This is a genomic window from Streptomyces sp. 3330 (assembly GCF_031456635.1).
GTDB lineage: Bacteria > Actinomycetota > Actinomycetes > Streptomycetales > Streptomycetaceae > Streptomyces.
On sequence record NZ_JAVDVA010000015.1, the window covers coordinates 195,709 to 214,645 of the forward strand.

General features: G+C 71.4%; 16 protein-coding genes. 9 read left to right on the top strand and 7 right to left on the bottom strand.

Translation table 11 applies throughout. The annotated features are described in order from the left end of the window. Nucleotides 1-126: 126 nt before the first annotated feature. Nucleotides 127-252 carry a hypothetical protein gene (locus tag J2X68_RS24915; protein WP_310434791.1) on the bottom strand — a complete coding sequence of 42 codons (126 nt, stop codon included), beginning with the start codon at nt 250-252 and terminating at the stop codon, nt 127-129. Continuing rightward, nucleotides 252-866 carry a universal stress protein gene (locus J2X68_RS24920; protein WP_310434792.1) on the bottom strand — a complete coding sequence of 205 codons (615 nt, stop codon included), beginning with the start codon at nt 864-866 and terminating at the stop codon, nt 252-254. Before J2X68_RS24920 ends, J2X68_RS24915 begins: the two co-directional genes overlap by 1 nt. A gap of 159 nt (nt 867-1,025) precedes the next feature. Here J2X68_RS24920 and J2X68_RS24925 point away from each other — a divergent pair, with 159 nt between their 5' ends. Beyond that, nucleotides 1,026-1,364, top strand: a complete 339-nt coding sequence (locus J2X68_RS24925; protein ID WP_310434793.1) for a helix-turn-helix domain-containing protein — start codon at nt 1,026-1,028, stop codon at nt 1,362-1,364. 100 nt (nt 1,365-1,464) lie between these two features. On the opposite strand, the gene J2X68_RS24930 is transcribed toward J2X68_RS24925, so the two are convergent. The 3 genes from J2X68_RS24930 to J2X68_RS24940 form a co-directional block, all read right to left on the bottom strand. Next, the gene (locus J2X68_RS24930; protein WP_310434794.1) at nt 1,465-1,767 is read right to left on the bottom strand and encodes a hypothetical protein; all 303 of its coding nucleotides are present in this window, start codon (nt 1,765-1,767) and stop codon (nt 1,465-1,467) included. 284 nt (nt 1,768-2,051) lie between these two features. Further along, nucleotides 2,052-2,705, bottom strand: a complete 654-nt coding sequence (locus tag J2X68_RS24935) for an MBL fold metallo-hydrolase (protein WP_310434795.1) — start codon at nt 2,703-2,705, stop codon at nt 2,052-2,054. Nucleotides 2,706-2,714: 9 nt separating this feature from the next. Further along, a complete protein-coding gene (locus tag J2X68_RS24940) occupies nt 2,715-3,401 on the bottom strand; it encodes a maleylpyruvate isomerase family mycothiol-dependent enzyme (protein ID WP_310434796.1) in 687 nt (228 codons plus the stop codon). Nucleotides 3,402-3,624: 223 nt separating this feature from the next. On the opposite strand from J2X68_RS24940, the gene uvrA reads away from it, so the two are divergent. Beyond that, on the top strand, nt 3,625-6,687 hold the full coding sequence (gene uvrA, locus J2X68_RS24945; RefSeq protein ID WP_310434797.1) for an excinuclease ABC subunit UvrA: 3,063 nt from the start codon (nt 3,625-3,627) through the stop codon (nt 6,685-6,687). Nucleotides 6,688-6,880: 193 nt separating this feature from the next. Here the strand turns inward: uvrA and J2X68_RS24950 are convergent, their stop codons facing one another. Next, nucleotides 6,881-7,804, bottom strand: a complete 924-nt coding sequence (locus J2X68_RS24950; protein WP_310434798.1) for a carbohydrate kinase — start codon at nt 7,802-7,804, stop codon at nt 6,881-6,883. 279 nt (nt 7,805-8,083) lie between these two features. Further along, nucleotides 8,084-9,052: a hypothetical protein gene (locus J2X68_RS24955; RefSeq protein ID WP_310434799.1), complete on the bottom strand. Its 969-nt coding sequence runs from the start codon at nt 9,050-9,052 to the stop codon at nt 8,084-8,086. A 139-nt stretch (nt 9,053-9,191) separates the two neighbouring features. Here J2X68_RS24955 and J2X68_RS24960 point away from each other — a divergent pair, with 139 nt between their 5' ends. From J2X68_RS24960 to gap, 7 genes are all read left to right on the top strand, one after another. Further along, complete coding sequence (locus J2X68_RS24960; RefSeq protein WP_310434800.1) at nt 9,192-9,347, top strand: hypothetical protein; 156 nt, start codon at nt 9,192-9,194, stop codon at nt 9,345-9,347. Between the two features lie 10 nt (nt 9,348-9,357). Next, complete coding sequence (gene uvrC / locus J2X68_RS24965) at nt 9,358-11,460, top strand: excinuclease ABC subunit UvrC (protein WP_310434801.1); 2,103 nt, start codon at nt 9,358-9,360, stop codon at nt 11,458-11,460. Further along, nucleotides 11,457-12,524: an RNase adapter RapZ gene (gene rapZ, locus J2X68_RS24970; protein WP_310434802.1), complete on the top strand. Its 1,068-nt coding sequence runs from the start codon at nt 11,457-11,459 to the stop codon at nt 12,522-12,524. The genes uvrC and rapZ overlap by 4 nt, the downstream gene beginning before the upstream one ends. Beyond that, entirely contained in the window at nt 12,521-13,588 is a 1,068-nt protein-coding gene (gene yvcK / locus J2X68_RS24975) for a uridine diphosphate-N-acetylglucosamine-binding protein YvcK (RefSeq protein WP_310434803.1), read from the top strand. The genes rapZ and yvcK overlap by 4 nt, the downstream gene beginning before the upstream one ends. Continuing rightward, a complete protein-coding gene (gene whiA / locus J2X68_RS24980; protein ID WP_310434804.1) occupies nt 13,579-14,568 on the top strand; it encodes a DNA-binding protein WhiA in 990 nt (329 codons plus the stop codon). The genes yvcK and whiA overlap by 10 nt, the downstream gene beginning before the upstream one ends. Before the next feature lie 160 nt (nt 14,569-14,728). Further along, nucleotides 14,729-17,683 carry a M14 family zinc carboxypeptidase gene (locus J2X68_RS24985; protein ID WP_310434805.1) on the top strand — a complete coding sequence of 985 codons (2,955 nt, stop codon included), beginning with the start codon at nt 14,729-14,731 and terminating at the stop codon, nt 17,681-17,683. A 229-nt stretch (nt 17,684-17,912) separates the two neighbouring features. Continuing rightward, nucleotides 17,913-18,923: a type I glyceraldehyde-3-phosphate dehydrogenase gene (gap, locus tag J2X68_RS24990; protein ID WP_057580303.1), complete on the top strand. Its 1,011-nt coding sequence runs from the start codon at nt 17,913-17,915 to the stop codon at nt 18,921-18,923. The last annotated feature ends 14 nt before the right edge of the window (nt 18,924-18,937 follow it).

Below are 18,937 nucleotides of genomic sequence, written 5' to 3' on the forward strand. Positions count from 1 at the left end.
CTCGTGCGGGGCGTAAGGGCAAGGGCGGACAAGAAGGTGGGGAGTGGTGCCCCGGGCCTGGCGGGCTTCGGAGGGCTGCCGGGCCCGGGCGCTGATTCAGTTCGTCCAGGCGTTCACCTCCCCGGTTCAGGCGGGTCGGCGGACAGCGGTGCGGCGGCGCGGGCGCAGGGCGAGGGCGAGGCACAGGCCGCTGACGGCCAGGTCCACGAGCGCCAGCAGCCACCAGGGTGCTAGCGCGTGCAGGCCGTTCATCACGCCTCGATCCGTCGGGCCGTGGGCAGGCGGCGCTGGGCGAGCGTCCACACAGTGCGCACCCCCGCGGGCGGCAGGTGGGCCGGATCCAGCCCCGCGTCGGCGACAGGTACGGCCTGGCGGGTGGGTGCGACGGCGTGGACGAAGGGGCCGCCGCGTACGGCGGAGGCTTCGATCAGGCTGTGCGCGTCCAGACCGGCCGGTCCCCGGCTGGAGGCCACCACCCGCGGTGAATGGTGGCGTCCGGCCAGCGCCAGCACATCGCCAGCGGCCCGCAGCCCGGGCTGCCCGCCGCTCTCGGCCGGGACGCGGTGAGCGACCGGGATGCAGCCGACCCCGGCCGCACGCAGCCGGGGCAGCACCCGGGCCAGGAACACCCGCGCCGCCTGCGCGTCCACACGGGCGCGGTCCGGGATCTGCGACGGCGCGGGCAGGACGGCGACCAGCAGCACCGGAGCCTTGCGGGGAGCGGCCGGCCGCACGGTCGCGTCCACCACGGCCAGGTCGTCGGGACGGTTGGTCACCAGCGCGGTGACCGGGTGCGGCAGGGACAGCGGCGGTATCGGAGAGCCGTTGTCTGGCGGGCGGGTCAGGGTGGAGGTCTGGGAGGACATCGGGACCTCCTTTCAGCAGGGTCGAAGAGGCTGGTGAGGGTGCGTCCGGCGTCACCTGCCTCTCTGATTCCCGTCCACGGTTACGCGAAAACTTTTTCGTCAATTCATTTTCGCGAAATAGTATTGATCATGCGAAGTCGGCTTCGTATGATGAAGGCCATGAGTCAGCCCTCCAGCACGCGCGGCGACCAGTGGACCTTCCTGACCAACCACGCCCGGGTCCTGATCGCCCTCGCCCGCGACCCCGATGCGCGCGGACGCGACGTCGCCGACGCCATCGGCATCACCGAACGCGCCGTCCAACTGATCGTCGCCGACCTCGAAGCGTCGGGATACCTCACCCGCGAGCGCGTCGGCCGCCGAAACCGCTACACCATCGATCCCACCGTCGCCCTGCGCCATCCCAGCGAGGCCGACCACCCCGTCGGTGACCTCCTGTCCACTTTCCTGCATCGCGAGGACACCCCCGTCGCCGATTCCGAACGCACCGCCTCGTAACGGGCGCTCATCGGGTGGGCGACACCAGGGTGTGCAGCAGCCGGTCCCGGCCGTCCTCTCCCCCGTGGGGCGGCCGGGACCGATTCCTTTTGCCCGGGGCTCAGCGGGGCGGGCAGGGCACGGCCGGCGGCGCCCACGGCACCGGCGAGGCCGCGTGCACGCACGGGCCGCCACGGATGGCGGCGGCCTCCATCACCGTGCACGCATCCAGCCCCGTCGGCCCGCTGCGCGATACCACCAGCAGCGAGCAGCCGTTGAGGACCGCCGTGTCCAGCAGCGCCTTCGCCGCATGCAGCCGCCCGCCGCCGCGCCCGGAGGGACGGTGATGGACGGCCGACCGATGGGTGATTCCCGCGCGGGCCAGCCGCGGCAGGGCCCGCCCGACCACCGCACGGACCGCCATCGAGTCCGGGCGGAGGGGCTTGGTCCTGGGTGGCGGTGGAGGCAGCACCGCGATCAGGGCGGACGACGTCGTGGCGGCGCTGCTGGCGCAGGCCCGACAGGAAGGGGAGGACGCGTGCTCCCGCCGCCGCACCGTACGACAGGGCCCGGTGTGCTTGGAGCTGAAGGCCCGGGCCAGGCCGGGCCGTTCGGCCGCCGGCTCGGCCCCCCCCGAGCGCGGAACGGGCCTGAACGCGCGACCGCCCCCGCTTCGGTTTCGAAACAGGGGCGGTCGTCGTCGGACGGTTACCAGCCTCGTGCGCGCCACTCCGCGAGGTGGGGTCGCTCCGTGCCGATGGTGGTGTCGTCGCCGTGGCCGGGGTAGATCCACGTCTCGTCGGGCAGGACGTCGAACAGCTTGGTCTCCAGGCCGCCCATCAGGGAGTCGAACTCTTCCGGACGTGTTGTCCGACCAGGACCCCCCGGGAAGAGGCAGTCGCCGGTGAAGACATGGGGATGCCCGTGCGGGTCGTCGTAGACCAGGGCGATCGAGCCGGGGGTGTGCCCGACCAGGTGACGCGCGGTGAGCTCCACGTTGCCCACGCGGATGACGTCCCCGTCGTCGACCAGGACGTCGGTCGTCACCGGGATGCCCTCGGCGTCCTCCCGGCCGGCGTAGGTACGCGCGTGCGTGGCCGCCACGACCTCACCGAGCGCCTGCCAGTGGTCGCCGTGCTGATGGGTGGTGACGACGGACGCGATGCCGTCGTCACCGATCGTGCCGAGCAGGGCGTGCGCGTCGTTGGCCGCGTCGATCAGCAGCTGCTCGTCCGTGGCCCGGCAGCGCAGCAGATAGGCGTTGTTGTTCATCGGGCCGACCGCGATCTTGGTGATCATCAGGTCCTTGAGCTCGTGCACGTCCGCCGGTCCGCCGACCGTCACCTCACCGCTGTACGTCATGGCGGCAGCCTATAGCGGCGGAAGGGCGGGCAGCGGCCCGCCGTCCGCCTTCAGCCCGGAACCGTCGCGGCGCCCGGCGAGCCAGCCCAGGAGGTCCGCGGGGGCGCCGGTGACGGTCACCTCGGGCTGCTCGGCCGCGCGGCCCGTGTGCCACGCGCGCGTGCCGTCCGTCAGGCGTGTCGGCGGCACGTCGGGACGCCCGGTGAACCGCTCGGCGAGAAACTCGATCTCCCGCGCGGTGAACTCCTCCGGCAGGTTCTCCAGCTCGTAGCCGATGCCGAGGTCCACGGCGTGCAGCTCCACCTCCACCCACCGCCGGAACGGCACGCGGGCCGCCGTGTCGACGACGCCGTTGCGCAGCTGCACCGTGCGCGACCAGTCCGCGGGCGCGGCCCCCGTCGCCTGGAAGCGGGCCGCGCTCTCCCGGACGTCCGCGAGCTGGACGTCCAGGGGGCGCGGGGCGTCCCGCTCGATGTCGGCGTCGCGGACGTGCGCGTCGGCGTACATGGGACGGCCTTCGAGAACGTTCACGAGGGCGTCCGCGTTGCGGGCGATGTGAGCGAGGACATGTCCGCGGCTCCAGCCGGGCAGGCGTGACGGCTCGGCCGCCGCCGCGTTGTCCAGTCGGGCGGCTGCGGTGAGGAGCCGATCGGTCGCTTCCCGTACAGACTCCAGGTCATGAGCGTGATCAATCATGGTGCTGACCCTAGCTCCGCCATCCCTTCGGGTGAAGGTGGCGGACTCCGCCCGCAAATCGAATGCGCGTGCTATATGGTCGGTGGCGGCGTCGGGCATGCTGGAAGGCCGGGGATTGTTGTGAACCGGTGAATCCCGACCGGCGTTGTCAGTGGCTCGCCCTAGTCTGAGAAAGACGGGGGCCCCGCCCCTGTCACTTCTCTCAAGAAAGGTGCGGACCGGCGTGGCCGACCGTCTCATCGTCCGTGGCGCGCGCGAGCACAACCTCAAGAATGTCTCGCTCGACCTGCCACGCGACGCGCTCATCGTCTTCACGGGCCTGTCGGGGTCGGGCAAGTCCTCGCTGGCCTTCGACACCATCTTCGCCGAGGGCCAGCGGCGCTACGTCGAGTCCCTCTCCTCGTACGCCCGGCAGTTCCTCGGCCAGATGGACAAGCCGGACGTCGACTTCATCGAGGGCCTCTCCCCGGCCGTCTCCATCGACCAGAAGTCGACCTCGCGCAACCCGCGCTCCACCGTCGGCACCATCACCGAGGTCTACGACTACCTGCGCCTGCTCTTCGCGCGCATCGGCAAGCCGCACTGTCCCGAGTGCTCCCGGCCGATCACGCGCCAGTCGCCGCAGGCCATCGTCGACAAGGTCCTGGAGCTGCCCGAGGGGAGCCGCTTCCAGGTGCTGTCGCCGCTCGTGCGCGAGCGCAAGGGGGAGTTCGTCGACCTCTTCGCCGACCTCCAGACCAAGGGCTACTCCCGCGCGCGGGTCGACGGCGAGACCATCCAGCTGTCCAGCCCGCCCACGCTGAAGAAGCAGGAGAAGCACACCATCGAGGTGGTCATCGACCGCCTCACGGTGAAGGACTCCGCCAAGCGCCGGCTCACCGACTCGGTGGAGACCGCCCTCGGCCTGGCCGGCGGCATGGTCGTGCTCGACTTCGTCGACCTCCCCGAGGACGACCCCGAGCGCGAGCGCATGTACTCGGAGCACCTGTACTGCCCGTACGACGACCTGTCCTTCGAGGAGCTGGAGCCCCGCTCCTTCTCCTTCAACTCGCCCTTCGGCGCCTGCCCCGAGTGCTCCGGCATCGGCACGCGCATGGAGGTCGACCCCGAGCTGATCGTCCCGGACGAGGACAAGTCCCTCGACGAGGGCGCCATCCACCCCTGGTCGCACGGCCACACCAAGGACTACTTCGGCCGGCTGATCGGCGCCCTCGCGGACGCCCTCGGCTTCCGTACGGACATCCCCTTCGCGGGGCTGCCGCTGCGCGCCAGGAAGGCCCTGCTGCACGGCCACAAGACCCAGATCGAGGTCCGCTACCGCAACCGGTACGGGCGTGAGCGCGTCTACACGACCCCCTTCGAGGGCGCCCTGCCGTTCGTGAAGCGCCGGCACGGCGAGGCGGAGAGCGACGCCAGCCGGGAGCGCTTCGAGGGCTACATGCGCGAGGTGCCCTGCCCGACCTGCGAGGGCACGCGCCTCAAGCCGCTGGTCCTGGCGGTCACGGTCATGGGGAAGTCCATCGCCGAGGTCTCCGGGATGTCCATCAGCGATTGCGCGGACTTCCTGGGCGAGCTGAAGCTCGACGCCCGCGACAAGAAGATCGCCGAGCGGGTCCTGAAAGAGGTCAACGAGCGGCTGCGGTTCCTCGTCGACGTCGGCCTGGACTACCTCTCGCTCAACCGGGCGGCCGGGACGCTCTCCGGCGGCGAGGCCCAGCGCATCCGCCTGGCCACCCAGATCGGCTCCGGTCTCGTCGGCGTCCTGTACGTCCTCGACGAGCCGTCCATCGGTCTGCACCAGCGCGACAACCACCGGCTGATCGAGACCCTGGTCCGGCTGCGGGACATGGGCAACACGCTGATCGTGGTCGAGCACGACGAGGACACCATCAAGGTCGCCGACTGGATCGTCGACATCGGTCCGGGCGCGGGCGAGCACGGCGGCAAGGTGGTGCACAGCGGCGGCCTGAAGGAGCTGCTCGCCAACACCGAGTCGCAGACCGGGCAGTACCTGTCCGGCAGGAAGGCCATCCCGGTACCCGACATCAGGCGCCCGCAGGACCCGTCCCGCCGGCTCACCGTCCACGGCGCCCGCGAGAACAACCTGCAGGACATCGACGTGTCCTTCCCGCTGGGCGTGTTCACCGCGGTCACCGGCGTCTCCGGCTCCGGCAAGTCGACGCTGGTCAACGACATCCTGTACACGCACCTGGCCCGCGAACTGAACGGCGCGAGGAACGTGCCCGGGCGGCACACGCGCGTGGACGGCGACGACCTCGTCGACAAGGTCGTGCACGTCGACCAGTCGCCGATCGGCCGCACCCCGCGATCGAACCCGGCCACGTACACCGGTGTCTTCGACCACGTCCGCAAGCTGTTCGCGGAGACGACCGAGGCGAAGGTCCGCGGCTATCTGCCCGGCCGCTTCTCCTTCAACGTCAAGGGCGGCCGCTGCGAGAACTGCTCGGGCGACGGCACGATCAAGATCGAGATGAACTTCCTCCCGGACGTCTACGTCCCGTGCGAGGTCTGCCACGGCGCCCGCTACAACCGGGAGACCCTGGAGGTCCACTACAAGGGCAAGTCCATCGCCGACGTCCTGAACATGCCGATCGAGGAGGCGACGGAGTTCTTCGACGCGGTCCCCGCGATCGCCCGCCACCTCAACACCCTGAAGGACGTCGGCCTCGGCTACGTCCGGCTCGGCCAGTCGGCGACCACCCTGTCCGGCGGTGAGGCGCAGCGGGTGAAGCTCGCCAGCGAACTCCAGCGCCGCTCCACCGGCCGCACGGTGTACGTCCTGGACGAGCCGACGACGGGCCTGCACTTCGAGGACATCAGCAAGCTGCTGAAGGTGCTCGGCGGCCTGGTCGACAAGGGCAACACGGTCATCGTCATCGAGCACAACCTCGACGTGATCAAGACCGCCGACTGGGTCGTCGACATGGGGCCCGAGGGCGGCGCCGGCGGCGGTCTCGTCATCGCCGAGGGCACGCCGGAGGAGATCGCCGGAGTGTCGACCAGCCACACCGGCAAGTTCCTGCGGGAGGTGCTCGGCGCCGACCGGATCAGCGACGCGGCTCCGGTGAAGGCCCCGCGCAAGGCGGCGGCGAAGAAGACGGTCGCGGCGAAGACGACGGCGCGCAAGACCGCCACCGCCAAGGCCACGACCGCCAAGACGGCCACGGGCCGGACGACCGCCGCGAACAACACGGCGGCCAAGAAGGCCGCCGGGGCGACGAAGGCGACCTCCGCCAAGAAGACCACGCGGGCCCGCAAGGCCTGACGGGACCAGGGCCGTGTGGCCCGCTCACGACCCGGGCCGCGAGGCCCGGCGAACCGGATGGAAGGACGGCGCCCGGCGGGTACTCCCCGCCGGGCGCCGTCCGTCGTTCCCGCCGTCCGTTCCGGCCGCCCCGGCCAGGTCCGCGAAGTCCCGCGCGGCTCCCCGGGCGGGCGGCGGCACCGGCGGGCACGCCCTAGCGCAGGTCCGGGAAGCCGCCCAGTTCGCAGGCGTACGGCGGCTCCGCGCCGGCCCGGGAGCAGGTGATCGCCGCCGCGCGGGCGGCGAACCGCAGCAACCGCTCCCACCCGTCGGCGCCCAGCCCCGCGAGGCCCGCCGGCGACAGCGCGTCCCGCACCGAGAGGCCGTGCAGCAGAGCCGCGTTCACGGTGTCCCCGGCGCCGATGGTGTCGACGACGTCCACCTCCTCGCCCGGCACCGCGTGGACCGCCCCGTCCCGGGTGAAGGCGGTCAGTCCGTCGCCGCCCTGGGTGATCACGACGGCCGACGGACCGGCGGACAGCCATTCGCGCGGGGTGCCGCCCAGCCACCCGGCGTCCTCCTCGGAGAGCTTCAGCAGGGACACCGAGGGCAGCCAGCTCTTGAACCGGGTGCGGTAGGCGTCGGCGTCGGGGATCAGCCCGGCCCGGATGTTCGGGTCGAGCGCCGTGAACAGTCCCCGCGCCGCGGCGGTCCGCATCAGCTCCTCGTAGGCGCTCGCACCCGGTTCGAGGACCAGCGAGCAGGTGCCGAAGGACACCGCGCGCGTGCCCGCGGGCAGGGTGTCCGGAGCCGTGAACAGGCGGTCCGCGGTGCCCTCGACATAGAAGGAGTAAGCGGCCGAACCGTCGCCGTCGAGGGTGGCGACCGCGAGCGTGGTCGGCTCCGTGCCGCGCTGCACCGCGGACACGTCCACGCCCGAGTCCCGCAGCCCGGCGAGCAGCGCCTCGCCGAAGGCGTCCCGCGAGACGCGGGAGCAGAAGGCCGTGGGGGAACCCAGGCGGCCGAGGGCGACGGCCGTGTTGTACGGGCCGCCGCCGAGTGCCGGACGGAGGTTTGCGAGGGCGCCCGTGCCCTGCGGCACCAGGTCGATCAGGGCCTCACCGGCGACGACGATCACGGGGCGGTTCCTCTCTCCGGCTGTCTGCGGCTCTGCGGCTCTGCGGCCCTCCGCGGCCGGCCGGCCCGCGCCCGCGGGGCGGCCGGGGCGGTGCGGCGGTCGCGGAAGCGGGTGAACCGCCGGCCGGGAAGCTACCCCATTTCGCAGCGGCGCGTAAAAGCCCCGGGGCGGGCGACCCCGGGCGGGCCGGACCGTCCCGGGCGATCAGGAGCGTTCACGAAGCCGCCGGGGGCCGTCGAGGGCCGCCGACGGTCACCGCCGGCTGCCGACGGCCGTCCTTCACTCCCAGTCCCAGCCGATGCCGACCATGCCCGACCGCACCCGCGGCTCGACGAGGTGCACCGAACGGTGCCGACCGCTGAGCGGCAGCTCCTGGCGGCCGCCGCGCGGGGCCGCCGCCGAGTGCTGGGTGAACCGGTGGCAGCGCACCGGCAGGGTGTTCTCGGCGAAGCGGACCTGCAGGGCGTACTGGCCGCCCGCGGCGCCGAAGCCGCGGACGTACTCACGGGACACGTCGGCGGTGCCGTCCTCGACGGCGTAGCGGAAAAGGAAGGTGTCGCCGGCCCTCAGCCGGGTGTCGAAGTGGAGCTCGGCCACCAGCACGCCGGTGTCGTGGTGGCTGCGGACCCGGCCCGCCCGGCAGTTCTCCAGGGCGTGCACCGTCATCCGTTCCGGTGAGCAGCCGGGGTCGCCGTGATGGACGGCCACGAAGCGGTCGACGCCGTCGCGGTGGGCGCGCACGATGTGCTGCGACTCGCGCCCCAGCAGCTCACGGCGCGACCCGATGCGGACCCGCTCGTGGTGGCCCAGGGTGTGCAGCCCCCCGTCGACCGGGCACTCCAGTTCGCCGAGCAGCTGTTCGAGAATCCCGGATGCCTCGAGGAGCGAGCGGTAGGAGCGGCCCGCGTACGGCCCGGCCGCCGTGCCGCCGCCCCCGCCGCCGGGCTCCGCGAGCAGGCGGATCAGGGACTCGTCCGGCAGGTGCAGGATCTCCTCCAGCGCGCGCACGGCCCGCAGCGACTCGGGGCGCTGCGGCCGCCGGGCGCCCTGCTGCCAGTAGCTCAGGCTGGTCACGCCCACCTTCACCCCGTACCGCGACAGATGGTGCTGGACGCGTTGCAGGGGCAGGCCACGGGCGGCGATCGCGGCACGCAACGCCACGTGGAAGGGACCGCCTCGCAGGGCCGTGTCCAGTTCCGCGGAGGCGGCGTCGACGGCGGCGTCCGCGTGCTGGGTGGCGTGCGGCATGCAGGGGCCTCTCTGTGAAAGCCCACGACGGCTGGTCGGACCGTTCGTGGGGGTGGTCGGGGCCTTTCCGGCGTCGCCGGAGCTCCTTCACATCCGTAGGGCGGCCCTCAGGGCCCGAGTCCCCCCGCATTGAAGCGTGTTGACCAAGTCCCGACAACACCTGATGCCCGAGTGGCACGTGCGCGTGGCCGAGTCGATGCCCGTGGGTCCCGCCCTCGGCGCCCCGGTCGTCCACAGCCCCGCGGACACCCGGCCGTCGTCCACGGCCCACCGGAGTGTCACCCCGCGCCAGTAGGGTGTGAGACATGGCCGACCCCTCCAGCTACCGCCCCAAGCCGGGACAGATCCCGGACTCTCCCGGGGTGTACAGGTTCCGCGACGAGCACCGCCGGGTGATCTACGTCGGGAAGGCGAAAAGCCTGCGTCAGCGCCTGGCGAACTACTTCCAGGACCTGTCGGGCCTCCATCCGCGCACCCGCACCATGGTGACCACGGCGGCGTCGGTGGAGTGGACCGTGGTGTCCACGGAGGTCGAGGCGCTCCAGCTGGAGTACTCCTGGATCAAGGAGTACGACCCCCGGTTCAACGTCAAGTACCGCGACGACAAGAGCTACCCCTACCTCGCGGTGACCATGAGCGAGGAGTTCCCGCGCGTCCAGGTGATGCGCGGCCACAAGAAGAAGGGCGTCAGGTATTTCGGACCGTACGCGCACGCGTGGGCGATCCGGGACACCGTCGACCTGCTCCTGCGGGTCTTCCCCGTACGCACCTGCTCCGCCGGCGTCTTCAAGAACGCCGCCCGCACCGGCCGGCCCTGTCTGCTCGGCTACATCGGCAAGTGCTCCGCGCCGTGCGTCGGCCGGGTCTCCGCCGAGGAGCACCGCGAACTCTGCGAGGAGTTCTGCGACTTCATGGCCGGCCGGACGGGCACGTATCTGCGCCGGCTGGAGAAGCAGATGATGCAGGCGGCCGACGAGATGGAGTACGAGCGGGCGGCCCGCCTGCGCGACGACATCGAGGCCCTGAAGAAGGCCATGGAGAAGAACGCGGTCGTGCTCGCCGACGCGACCGACGCCGACCTGATCGCAGTCGCCGAGGACGAGCTGGAGGCGGCCGTCCAGATCTTCCACGTGCGCGGCGGGCGCGTCCGCGGCCAGCGCGGCTGGGTGACCGACAAGGTCGAGGACGTCACGACCGGCGCCCTGGTCGAGCACGCCCTCCAGCAGCTGTACGGCGAGGAGCGGGGCGACTCCGTGCCCAAGGAGGTCCTGGTCCCGGCCCTGCCCGAGCCCGTCGAACCCGTCCAGGAGTGGCTCACCACGCGCCGCGGGTCCAACGTCTCGCTGCGCATCCCGCAGCGGGGCGACAAGAAGGCCCTGATGGAGACGGTCGAGCGCAACGCGCAGCAGGCGCTCGTCCTGCACAAGACCAGGCGGGCCTCCGACCTGACCACGCGCTCGCGCGCCCTGGAGGAGATCGCCGACGCCCTCGACCTGGACAGCGCGCCGCTGCGGATCGAGTGCTACGACATCTCGCACCTCCAGGGGGACGACGTGGTGGCCTCCATGGTCGTCTTCGAGGACGGCCTCCAGCGCAAGAGCGAGTACCGCCGCTTCCAGATCAAGGGCTTCGAGGGCCAGGACGACGTCCGCTCGATGCACGAGGTGATCACCCGCCGCTTCCGGCGCTACCTCGCCGAGAAGGAGCGCACGGGGGAGTGGACCGACGGCGAGAACCCGCTCGACGACACCACCGGGCCCGGGTCGCCCCTCACGGACGTCGGCGAAGCGCCCCTCACCAGCAGCCTCAAGGACGACGACGGGCGCCCCAGGCGCTTCGCCTACCCGCCCCAGCTCGTCGTCGTCGACGGCGGGCAGCCGCAGGTCGCGGCGGCCAAGCGGGCCCTCGACGAGCTCGGCATCGACGACATCGCCGTCTGCGGCCTCGCCAAGCGCCTGGAAGAGGTCTGGGTGCCGGACGACGACGACCCGGTCGTGCTGCCCCGCAGCAGCGAGGGGCTCTACCTGCTCCAGCGCGTCCGCGACGAGGCCCACCGCTTCGCCCTCACCTACCAGCGCACCAAACGGGCCAAGCGGTTCCGGGCCGGCCCCCTGGACGAGGTGCCCGGCCTCGGCGAGACGCGCAAGCAGGCGCTGATCAAGCACTTCGGCTCGGTGAAGAGGCTCCGGGCCGCGACGATCGACCAGATCTGCGAGGTTCCGGGCATAGGCCGCAAGACGGCCGAGACCATCGCCGCGGCCCTCGCCCGGGCGGCCTCGCCCGCCCCCGCCGTGAACACGGCGACCGGAGAGATCATTGATGATGAGGAACCCGGGACGACGGCGGGTTCCCCCGGAGATCCCGTGACGACGGGCGCCCCGGAAGAACGACGGGGGCAGGAGACATGACCGAGCACGACGCACACCCCACGGCGGAGCAGGAACAGGCGCCCACTACTGTGCCCACAGCCGCGCCCCAGCAGGGACCCAGGGAATCAGGCGAGGATTCCACCACGCACCCCGCGGTCCCCGACAGCCCTCAGCAAGAAGTACGCCAGGAAGACGGAGCACAGGTGAGTACGGACGCCACACCGCCCGGGATCCCCGACGCGGCCATCCCCGAGCTGGTGATCATCTCCGGCATGTCCGGAGCCGGCCGCTCGACCGCAGCCAAGTGTCTGGAGGACCTCGGCTGGTTCGTCGTCGACAACCTCCCGCCCGCCCTGATCCCCACCATGGTGGAGCTGGGCGCCCGCTCCCAGGGCAACGTGGCGCGGATCGCGGTCGTCGTCGACGTCCGCGGCCGGCGCTTCTTCGACAACCTCCGCGAGTCCCTCGCCGACCTCGAGTCGAAGAGCGTCACCCGGCGGATCGTCTTCCTGGAGTCCTCCGACGACGCCCTGGTGCGCCGCTTCGAGTCGGTGCGCCGCCCGCACCCCCTGCAGGGCGACGGCCGCATCGTCGACGGCATCGACGCCGAGCGCGAGCTGCTGCGGGAGCTGCGCGGCGACGCCGACCTGGTGATCGACACCTCCAGCCTCAACGTGCACGAGCTGCGCGCCAAGATGGACGCCCAGTTCGCCGGCGACGAGGAGCCCGAGCTGCGGGCCACCGTGATGTCCTTCGGCTTCAAGTACGGTCTGCCGGTCGACGCCGACCTGGTCGTCGACATGCGCTTCCTGCCCAACCCGCACTGGGTCCCGGAGCTGCGCCCCTACACCGGCCTCAACGAGGAGGTGTCGGCGTACGTCCTCAACCAGCCCGGCGCCAAGGAGTTCCTCGACCGGTACGCCGAGCTCCTGCAGCTGGTCGCGGCGGGGTACCGCCGGGAGGGCAAGCGCTATGTGACCATCGCGGTCGGCTGTACGGGCGGCAAGCACCGCTCGGTGGCCATGTCGGAGAAGCTCGCCGCGCGTCTCGCGGCCGAGGGCGTGGAGACGGTGGTCGTGCACCGGGACATGGGACGGGAATGACAGGACGTTCTCCACGGCTCGGCCGACTGCGCAGGAACGCGGCCGACGGGCGCGTGGTCCGGTCGGTCGAGGCACGCGGCGGCAAGCCGCGGCGCCGCGGCACCCAGCCCAAGGTCGTCGCCCTCGGCGGCGGCATGGGGCTGTCGGCCTCGCTCACCGCGCTGCGCCGGATCACCGGCGACCTCACCGGCGTCGTCACGGTGGCGGACGACGGCGGTTCCAGCGGACGGCTGCGTGAGGAGCTGGGCGTGCTGCCGCCCGGTGACCTGCGCAAGGCGCTGGCCGCGCTGTGCGGTGACGACGACTGGGGCCAGACCTGGGCCAGGGTCATCCAGCACCGTTTCCAGTCGCAGGGCGAGATCAACGGCCACGCGGTGGGCAATCTGCTGATCGTCGCCCTGTGGGAGCAGCTCGGCGACCACGTCCAGGCGCTGGACCTGGTCGGCAAGCTGCTGGGCGCGCAGGGGCGGGTGCTGCCCATGTCCGCCGTGCCGCTGGAGCTCCAGGCGCTGGTCAAGGGCCACGATCCGGAGCGGCCGGACGACGTCGACACCGTCCGCGGACAGGCGACGGTGGCGTTGACGCCCGGCGAGGTGCAGTCGGTGCACCTGGTGCCGAACGACCCGCCGGCGGTCCCCGAGGCGGTCGAGGCCGTCCTGGACGCCGACTGGGTGGTGCTCGGGCCCGGGTCCTGGTTCTCCTCGGTGATGCCGCACCTGCTGGTGCCGGATCTGCTGGACGCGCTCATGGAGACGAAGGCGCGTCGGGTGCTCTCCTTGAACCTCGCCCCGCAGCCCGGAGAAACCGACGGCTTCTCCCCGCAGCGTCATTTGGAGGTTTTGGGACGACACGCCCCTAAACTCGCCCTGGACGTGGTGCTGGCCGACGTGGCCGCCGTGCCCGACCGCGACTCGCTGACCGACGCCGCCACACGGTTCGGCGCCGCGGTCGAGCTGGCGCCGGTGGCCCGGCCCGACGGAACCCCGAGGCATGACCCGGAGCTGTTGGCTGCCGCGTACGACCGTATTTTTCGGATGCATGGAAGGATCGGCCCATGGCGATGACGGCAGCGGTGAAGGACGAGATCTCCCGGCTCCCCGTCACCCGGACCTGCTGTAGAAAGGCGGAGGTCTCCGCTGTTCTGCGGTTCGCCGGCGGCCTCCACCTGGTGAGCGGGCGGATCGTGATCGAGGCGGAGCTGGACACCGCGATGGCGGCCCGCCGGCTCAAGCGGGACATTCTGGAGATCTTCGGCCACAGCTCGGAGCTGATCGTGATGGCCCCGGGCGGTCTGCGGCGCGGCTCGCGCTATGTGGTGCGGGTGGTCGCGGGCGGCGACCAGCTGGCCCGGCAGACGGGACTCGTCGACGGCCGCGGTCGCCCCATCCGGGGGTTGCCCCCGCAGGTGGTCTCCGGCGCGACCTGTGACGCGGAGGCGGCCTGGCGCGGGGCCTTCCTGGCACACGGCTCGCTCACCGAGCCCGGCCGCTCGTCCTCACTCGAGGTGACCTGCCCGGGCCCGGAGGCGGCGCTCGCGCTGGTCGGCGCCGCCCGGCGGCTGTCCATCGCGGCGAAGGCCCGTGAGGTGCGCGGGGTCGACCGGGTCGTGGTCCGAGACGGCGACGCGATCGGCGCGCTGCTCACCCGCCTGGGGGCGCACGAGTCGGTGCTGGCCTGGGAGGAGCGCCGGATGCGCCGCGAGGTGCGGGCCACGGCGAACCGTCTCGCGAACTTCGACGACGCCAACCTGCGCCGCTCGGCGCGGGCGGCCGTCGCCGCCGGGGCCCGTGTCCAGCGGGCGCTGGAGATCCTTGGCGACGACGTGCCCGAGCACCTCGCGGCGGCCGGCCGGCTCCGCATGGACCACAAGCAGGCCTCCCTGGAGGAGCTGGGCGCGCTCGCCGACCCGCCGCTGACGAAGGACGCGGTCGCCGGGCGGATCCGCCGGCTGCTGGCGATGGCCGACAAGCGGGCCTCCGACCTCGGTATCGCGGGCACGGACGCGAACCTCAGCGACGAGCTCGCCGACAACCTGGTCGGCTGACCCACGGTTCCGCTGACGCCTTCTCAGAACGCCGGTGGTATCGCCCTTTCGGGTGATACCACCGGCGTTTGCGTGGCTTTGAGGCGCTCTTGACTGGATCATGAACTGTCATGAGCCTGGCAGAGTTCGCTGCTGGGGCGGACTCAGGCTAGGGGGGTTCATGAGACGAAGAGCGAGATCGATCCTCGCTGTCGGCGCGCTGCTGCTCGGCGGAGCGGCACTCGCGCCCATCGCCCAGGCACAGCCCGGCACCACACCGGAGCCCGACGCGGACGAGGTCAAGGTCTTCCGCGCCGAGGTCACCAAGCAGCAGGTACCCCTGCTGCTGGCGGCCGGCCAGGACGGTCACGAACTCAGCGAGCAGGCGCCCGAGAAGGGCGCCGCGACGGTCGAGGTCTACCTCACCGACAAGCAGGCGAAGAAGCTGGAGAAGCAGGGCGTCGCCCTCACCGAGCACACGCTCTCGGCCAAGGCGGAGAACCGCGTCGAGGCCGCCGCCGACGGCGTTTTCCGGCCGTACAGCGGCAGCGGCGGTCTCCAGGAGGAGATCCTCCGCACCGCCCGGGAGAATCCCGGCCTCACCAAGGTCGTCTCCATCGGCAGGACGGTCGGGGGCCAGGACATCCTCGCGCTCAAACTGACCAAGAACGCGAAGAAGTCCGCGGACGGCTCCAAGCCCTCGGTCCTCTACATGTCCAACCAGCACGCGCGGGAGTGGATCACGCCGGAGATGACCCGGCGGCTCATGCACTACTACCTGGACGGCTACCGGACCGACCGGCGCGTCAAGAAGATCGTCGACTCCAGCGAGCTGTGGTTCGTCCTGTCGGCCAACCCCGACGGCTACGACTACACCTTCGCGGACACCGACAACCGCCTGTGGCGCAAGAACCTGCGGGACGTCAACGGCGACGGCGCGATCTCCACCGGCGACGGCGTCGACCTCAACCGCAACTTCCCCTACAAGTGGGGCTACGACGACGAGGGTTCGTCCCCGAACCCCACCAGCCAGACCTACCGCGGCGCGAGCCCCGGCTCCGAACCCGAGACCAAGGCGCTCGACGCGTTCGAGAAGCGGATCGGGTTCACGTACGGCATCAACTACCACTCCGCCGCCGAACTGCTGCTCTACGGCGTCGGCTGGCAGGTCGCGACCGACACCCCGGACGACGTCGTCTACAAGGCGCTCGCCGGCACCCCCGACAACTCCGCGGTCCCGGGCTACCACCCGCAGGTCTCCTCGGAGTTGTACACGACGAACGGCGAGGCCGACGGGCACGCGGCGAACGTCAACGGCACGGCGATGTTCACCCCCGAGATGTCGACCTGCCAGACCGCGTCGGGCATCGACCCGAACGACCAGTGGAACGCCTCCGACTGCCAGTCGGTCTTCAACTTCCCGGACGACGAGAAGCTGATCCAGGACGAGTTCGCCAAGAACGTCCCGTTCGCGCTCTCCGTCGCGGAGTCCGCGGCGCGGCCCGACCAGCCGAAGTCCTCGGTCGGCCTGTCCGCCGCCGACTTCACCCCGGCGCCGTTCACCACCTCGTACGCGCGCGGCACCGACCAGGAGGTCTCCGTCGTCGCGCGCAAGGCGGTCCGCGACAAGGAACTCAAGTACCGCGTCAACGGCGGCCGCACGCGGGACCAGGCGCTCAGGGCCTGGAAGGGCGGCGAGACCTTCGGCGGTGACGACAACCTCTACTACGACGAGTACCGGGCCAAGGTGCGGGGCGGCGCCCCCGGCGACAAGGTCGAGGTGTGGTTCACGGGCGAGACCAGGAACGGCAAGAAGGTCTCCAGCGCCCACTTCACCTACACCGTCGCCGCGCGGTCCAAGGCCGACACCCTCGTCGTGGCCGAGGAAGGCGCCGCAGCCACCCAGGCGCAGACCTATGTCGACGCGCTGAAGGCCAACGGCCGCAGGGCGATCGTCTGGGACGTCGCCACCCAGGGCGCGCCCGACGCGCTCGGCGTGCTGAGCCACTTCGACACGGTCGTCCACTACACGGGCGCGAGCGTCCCCGGCAATCCGACCCAGCTCGAACTGCGCGCCTTCCTCAACGAGGGCGGCAAGCTGATCGAGGCCGGCGAGCTGGCCGGCGGCAGCGTCGACCTCGGCGACGGCACCCCGTCGAACGACTTCAGCCAGTACTACCTGGGCGCCTACTCCCGTACGTCCACTCCGGGCGCCACCGGCTTCACCGGCTCCGGCGGGCTGGCGGGCGCCGGCGGGGCCCTCGGCCCGGCCGCCGGCAACCCGCTCGACCGGGCGGGCACCTACGGGGTCACCTCGGACGAGCTGCCGGCCGCCACGTACCCGCAGTTCGCCAGCGCGGGAGCCGGCCAGTTCGCCGGGACGGTCAACCCGTACGGGCCGTTCACGGGCTCGTACATGGCCGCCGCCGTGCACACCGACGACGCCTACAAGCGCCTCACCCGCACCGTCGACCTCACCGGTGTCGGCGCGGCGAGCAAGCCGGCGCTGCGCACCCGGCTGCTGTGGGACACCGAGCCCGGCTACGACAACGCGATCGTCGAGATCCACACGGTCGGCGCCGACGACTGGACGACGCTCCCCGAGGCGGGCGGCGCCAGCAGCACCGCCGTCCCCGCGGAGTGCGGCGGCGGCTTCTACATCGGGGAACACCCGTGGCTGCGGCACTACCTGACCCTGGGCGCGGGCGACTGCACCGCGACCGGCACCACCGGGTCCTGGAACGCCCTCACCGGCGCCTCCAGCGGCTGGCAGCAGGTGAACTTCGACCTGAGCGGCTACGCGGGCAAGCAGGTCGAGGTCTCGATCGCCTACGTCACCGACCCCGGCAGCGGCGGCCACGGCGTCCTCGTGGACGACGCCTCGCTGGTCGTCGGCGGCGCCGCCACCGAGACCGAGGGCTTCGAGACCTCGCTCGGCGCCTGGCGGGTCGCGGGTCCGCCCGCGGGCAGCCCGGCCGTCCTGAAGGACTGGACGCGCACCGGCGCCCTGTTCCGGACGTACGGAGCGGTCACCACCGACGACACCGTGCTGCTGGGCTTCGGCCTGGAGCACCTCACCGCGGCGGCCGACCGGGTCGCGCTCATCGGAAAGGCGCTCGACTCACTTGAGGACTGAGCACCGGTTGTCAACTCGGGGTGGCCGTTCGTAACCACATCGGGCGATCGGCCCTTCCGGTCCGGGCGGTCCGTACCCCTACTGACGGGTACGGGCCGCCGTGCCGTGTATGGGCGAAGTCGATGTCACTCCGGCGGCCTCGGAGAGGTAGGGTCGTGGGTGGTCGGGGACATCCCAAATACAGCTCGCCGGCACCGCATAGCCGGCGTACCAACGAGGAGATCGGTTCGTGACGATCCGCGTAGGCATCAACGGCTTTGGCCGCATCGGTCGTAACTACTTCCGCGCGCTGCTGGAGCAGGGTGCTGACATCGAGATCGTGGCTGTCAACGACCTGGGTGACACCGCGACCACCGCACATCTGCTCAAGTACGACACCATCCTGGGCCGCCTCAAGGCCGAGGTGTCGCACACCGCCGACACGATCACCGTCGACGGTCACACCATCAAGGTGCTGTCCGAGCGCAACCCGGCGGACATCCCGTGGGGCGACCTGGGCGTCGACATCGTGATCGAGTCGACCGGCATCTTCACCAAGAAGGCCGACGCCGAGAAGCACATCGCAGGCGGCGCCAAGAAGGTCCTCATCTCGGCTCCGGCCAAGGACGAGGACATCACCATCGTGATGGGCGTCAACCAGGACAAGTACGACGCGGCCAACCACCACGTCATCTCCAACGCCTCCTGCACCACCAACTGTGTGGCGCCGATGGCCAAGGTCCTCGACGAGAACTTCGGCATCGTCAAGGGTCTGATGACGACGGTCCACGCGTACACCAACGACCAGCGCATCCTGGACTTCCCGCACTCGGACCTGCGTCGCGCCCGCGCCGCCGCCGAGAACATCATCCCGACCACGACGGGCGCCGCCAAGGCCACCGCCCTGGTCCTTCCCCAGCTCAAGGGCAAGCTGGACGGCATCGCCATGCGCGTCCCGGTCCCGACCGGCTCGGCCACCGACCTGGTCGTGACGCTCCAGCGCGAGGTCACCAAGGACGAGGTCAACGCCGCGTTCAAGAAGGCCTCCGAGGACGGCGACCTCAAGGGCTACCTGGCCTACACCGAGGACCCGATCGTCTCCTCCGACATCGTCAGCGACCCGGCCTCCTGCACCTTCGACTCCTCCCTGACCATGGTCCAGGAGGGCAACTCGGTGAAGATCCTCGGCTGGTACGACAACGAGTGGGGCTACTCCAACCGCCTCGTCGACCTGACGGTCTTCGTCGGCAACCAGCTCTGATCGTCGGATCAGGC

Excerpts from the sequence above, each read along its gene's own strand:
- J2X68_RS24915 (WP_310434791.1), bottom strand. The coding sequence starts at position 252 with ATGAACGGCCTGCACGCGCTAGCACCCTGGTGGCTGCTGGCGCTCGTG.
- J2X68_RS24920 (WP_310434792.1), bottom strand. The coding sequence starts at position 866 with ATGTCCTCCCAGACCTCCACCCTGACCCGCCCGCCAGACAACGGCTCT.
- J2X68_RS24925 (WP_310434793.1), top strand. The coding sequence starts at position 1,026 with ATGAGTCAGCCCTCCAGCACGCGCGGCGACCAGTGGACCTTCCTGACC.
- J2X68_RS24930 (WP_310434794.1), bottom strand. The coding sequence starts at position 1,767 with ATGGCGGTCCGTGCGGTGGTCGGGCGGGCCCTGCCGCGGCTGGCCCGC.
- J2X68_RS24935 (WP_310434795.1), bottom strand. The coding sequence starts at position 2,705 with ATGACGTACAGCGGTGAGGTGACGGTCGGCGGACCGGCGGACGTGCAC.
- J2X68_RS24940 (WP_310434796.1), bottom strand. The coding sequence starts at position 3,401 with ATGATTGATCACGCTCATGACCTGGAGTCTGTACGGGAAGCGACCGAT.
- J2X68_RS24955 (WP_310434799.1), bottom strand. The coding sequence starts at position 9,052 with ATGCCGCACGCCACCCAGCACGCGGACGCCGCCGTCGACGCCGCCTCC.
- uvrC (WP_310434801.1), top strand. The coding sequence starts at position 9,358 with ATGGCCGACCCCTCCAGCTACCGCCCCAAGCCGGGACAGATCCCGGAC.
- rapZ (WP_310434802.1), top strand. The coding sequence starts at position 11,457 with ATGACCGAGCACGACGCACACCCCACGGCGGAGCAGGAACAGGCGCCC.
- yvcK (WP_310434803.1), top strand. The coding sequence starts at position 12,521 with ATGACAGGACGTTCTCCACGGCTCGGCCGACTGCGCAGGAACGCGGCC.
- whiA (WP_310434804.1), top strand. The coding sequence starts at position 13,579 with ATGGCGATGACGGCAGCGGTGAAGGACGAGATCTCCCGGCTCCCCGTC.
- J2X68_RS24985 (WP_310434805.1), top strand. The coding sequence starts at position 14,729 with ATGAGACGAAGAGCGAGATCGATCCTCGCTGTCGGCGCGCTGCTGCTC.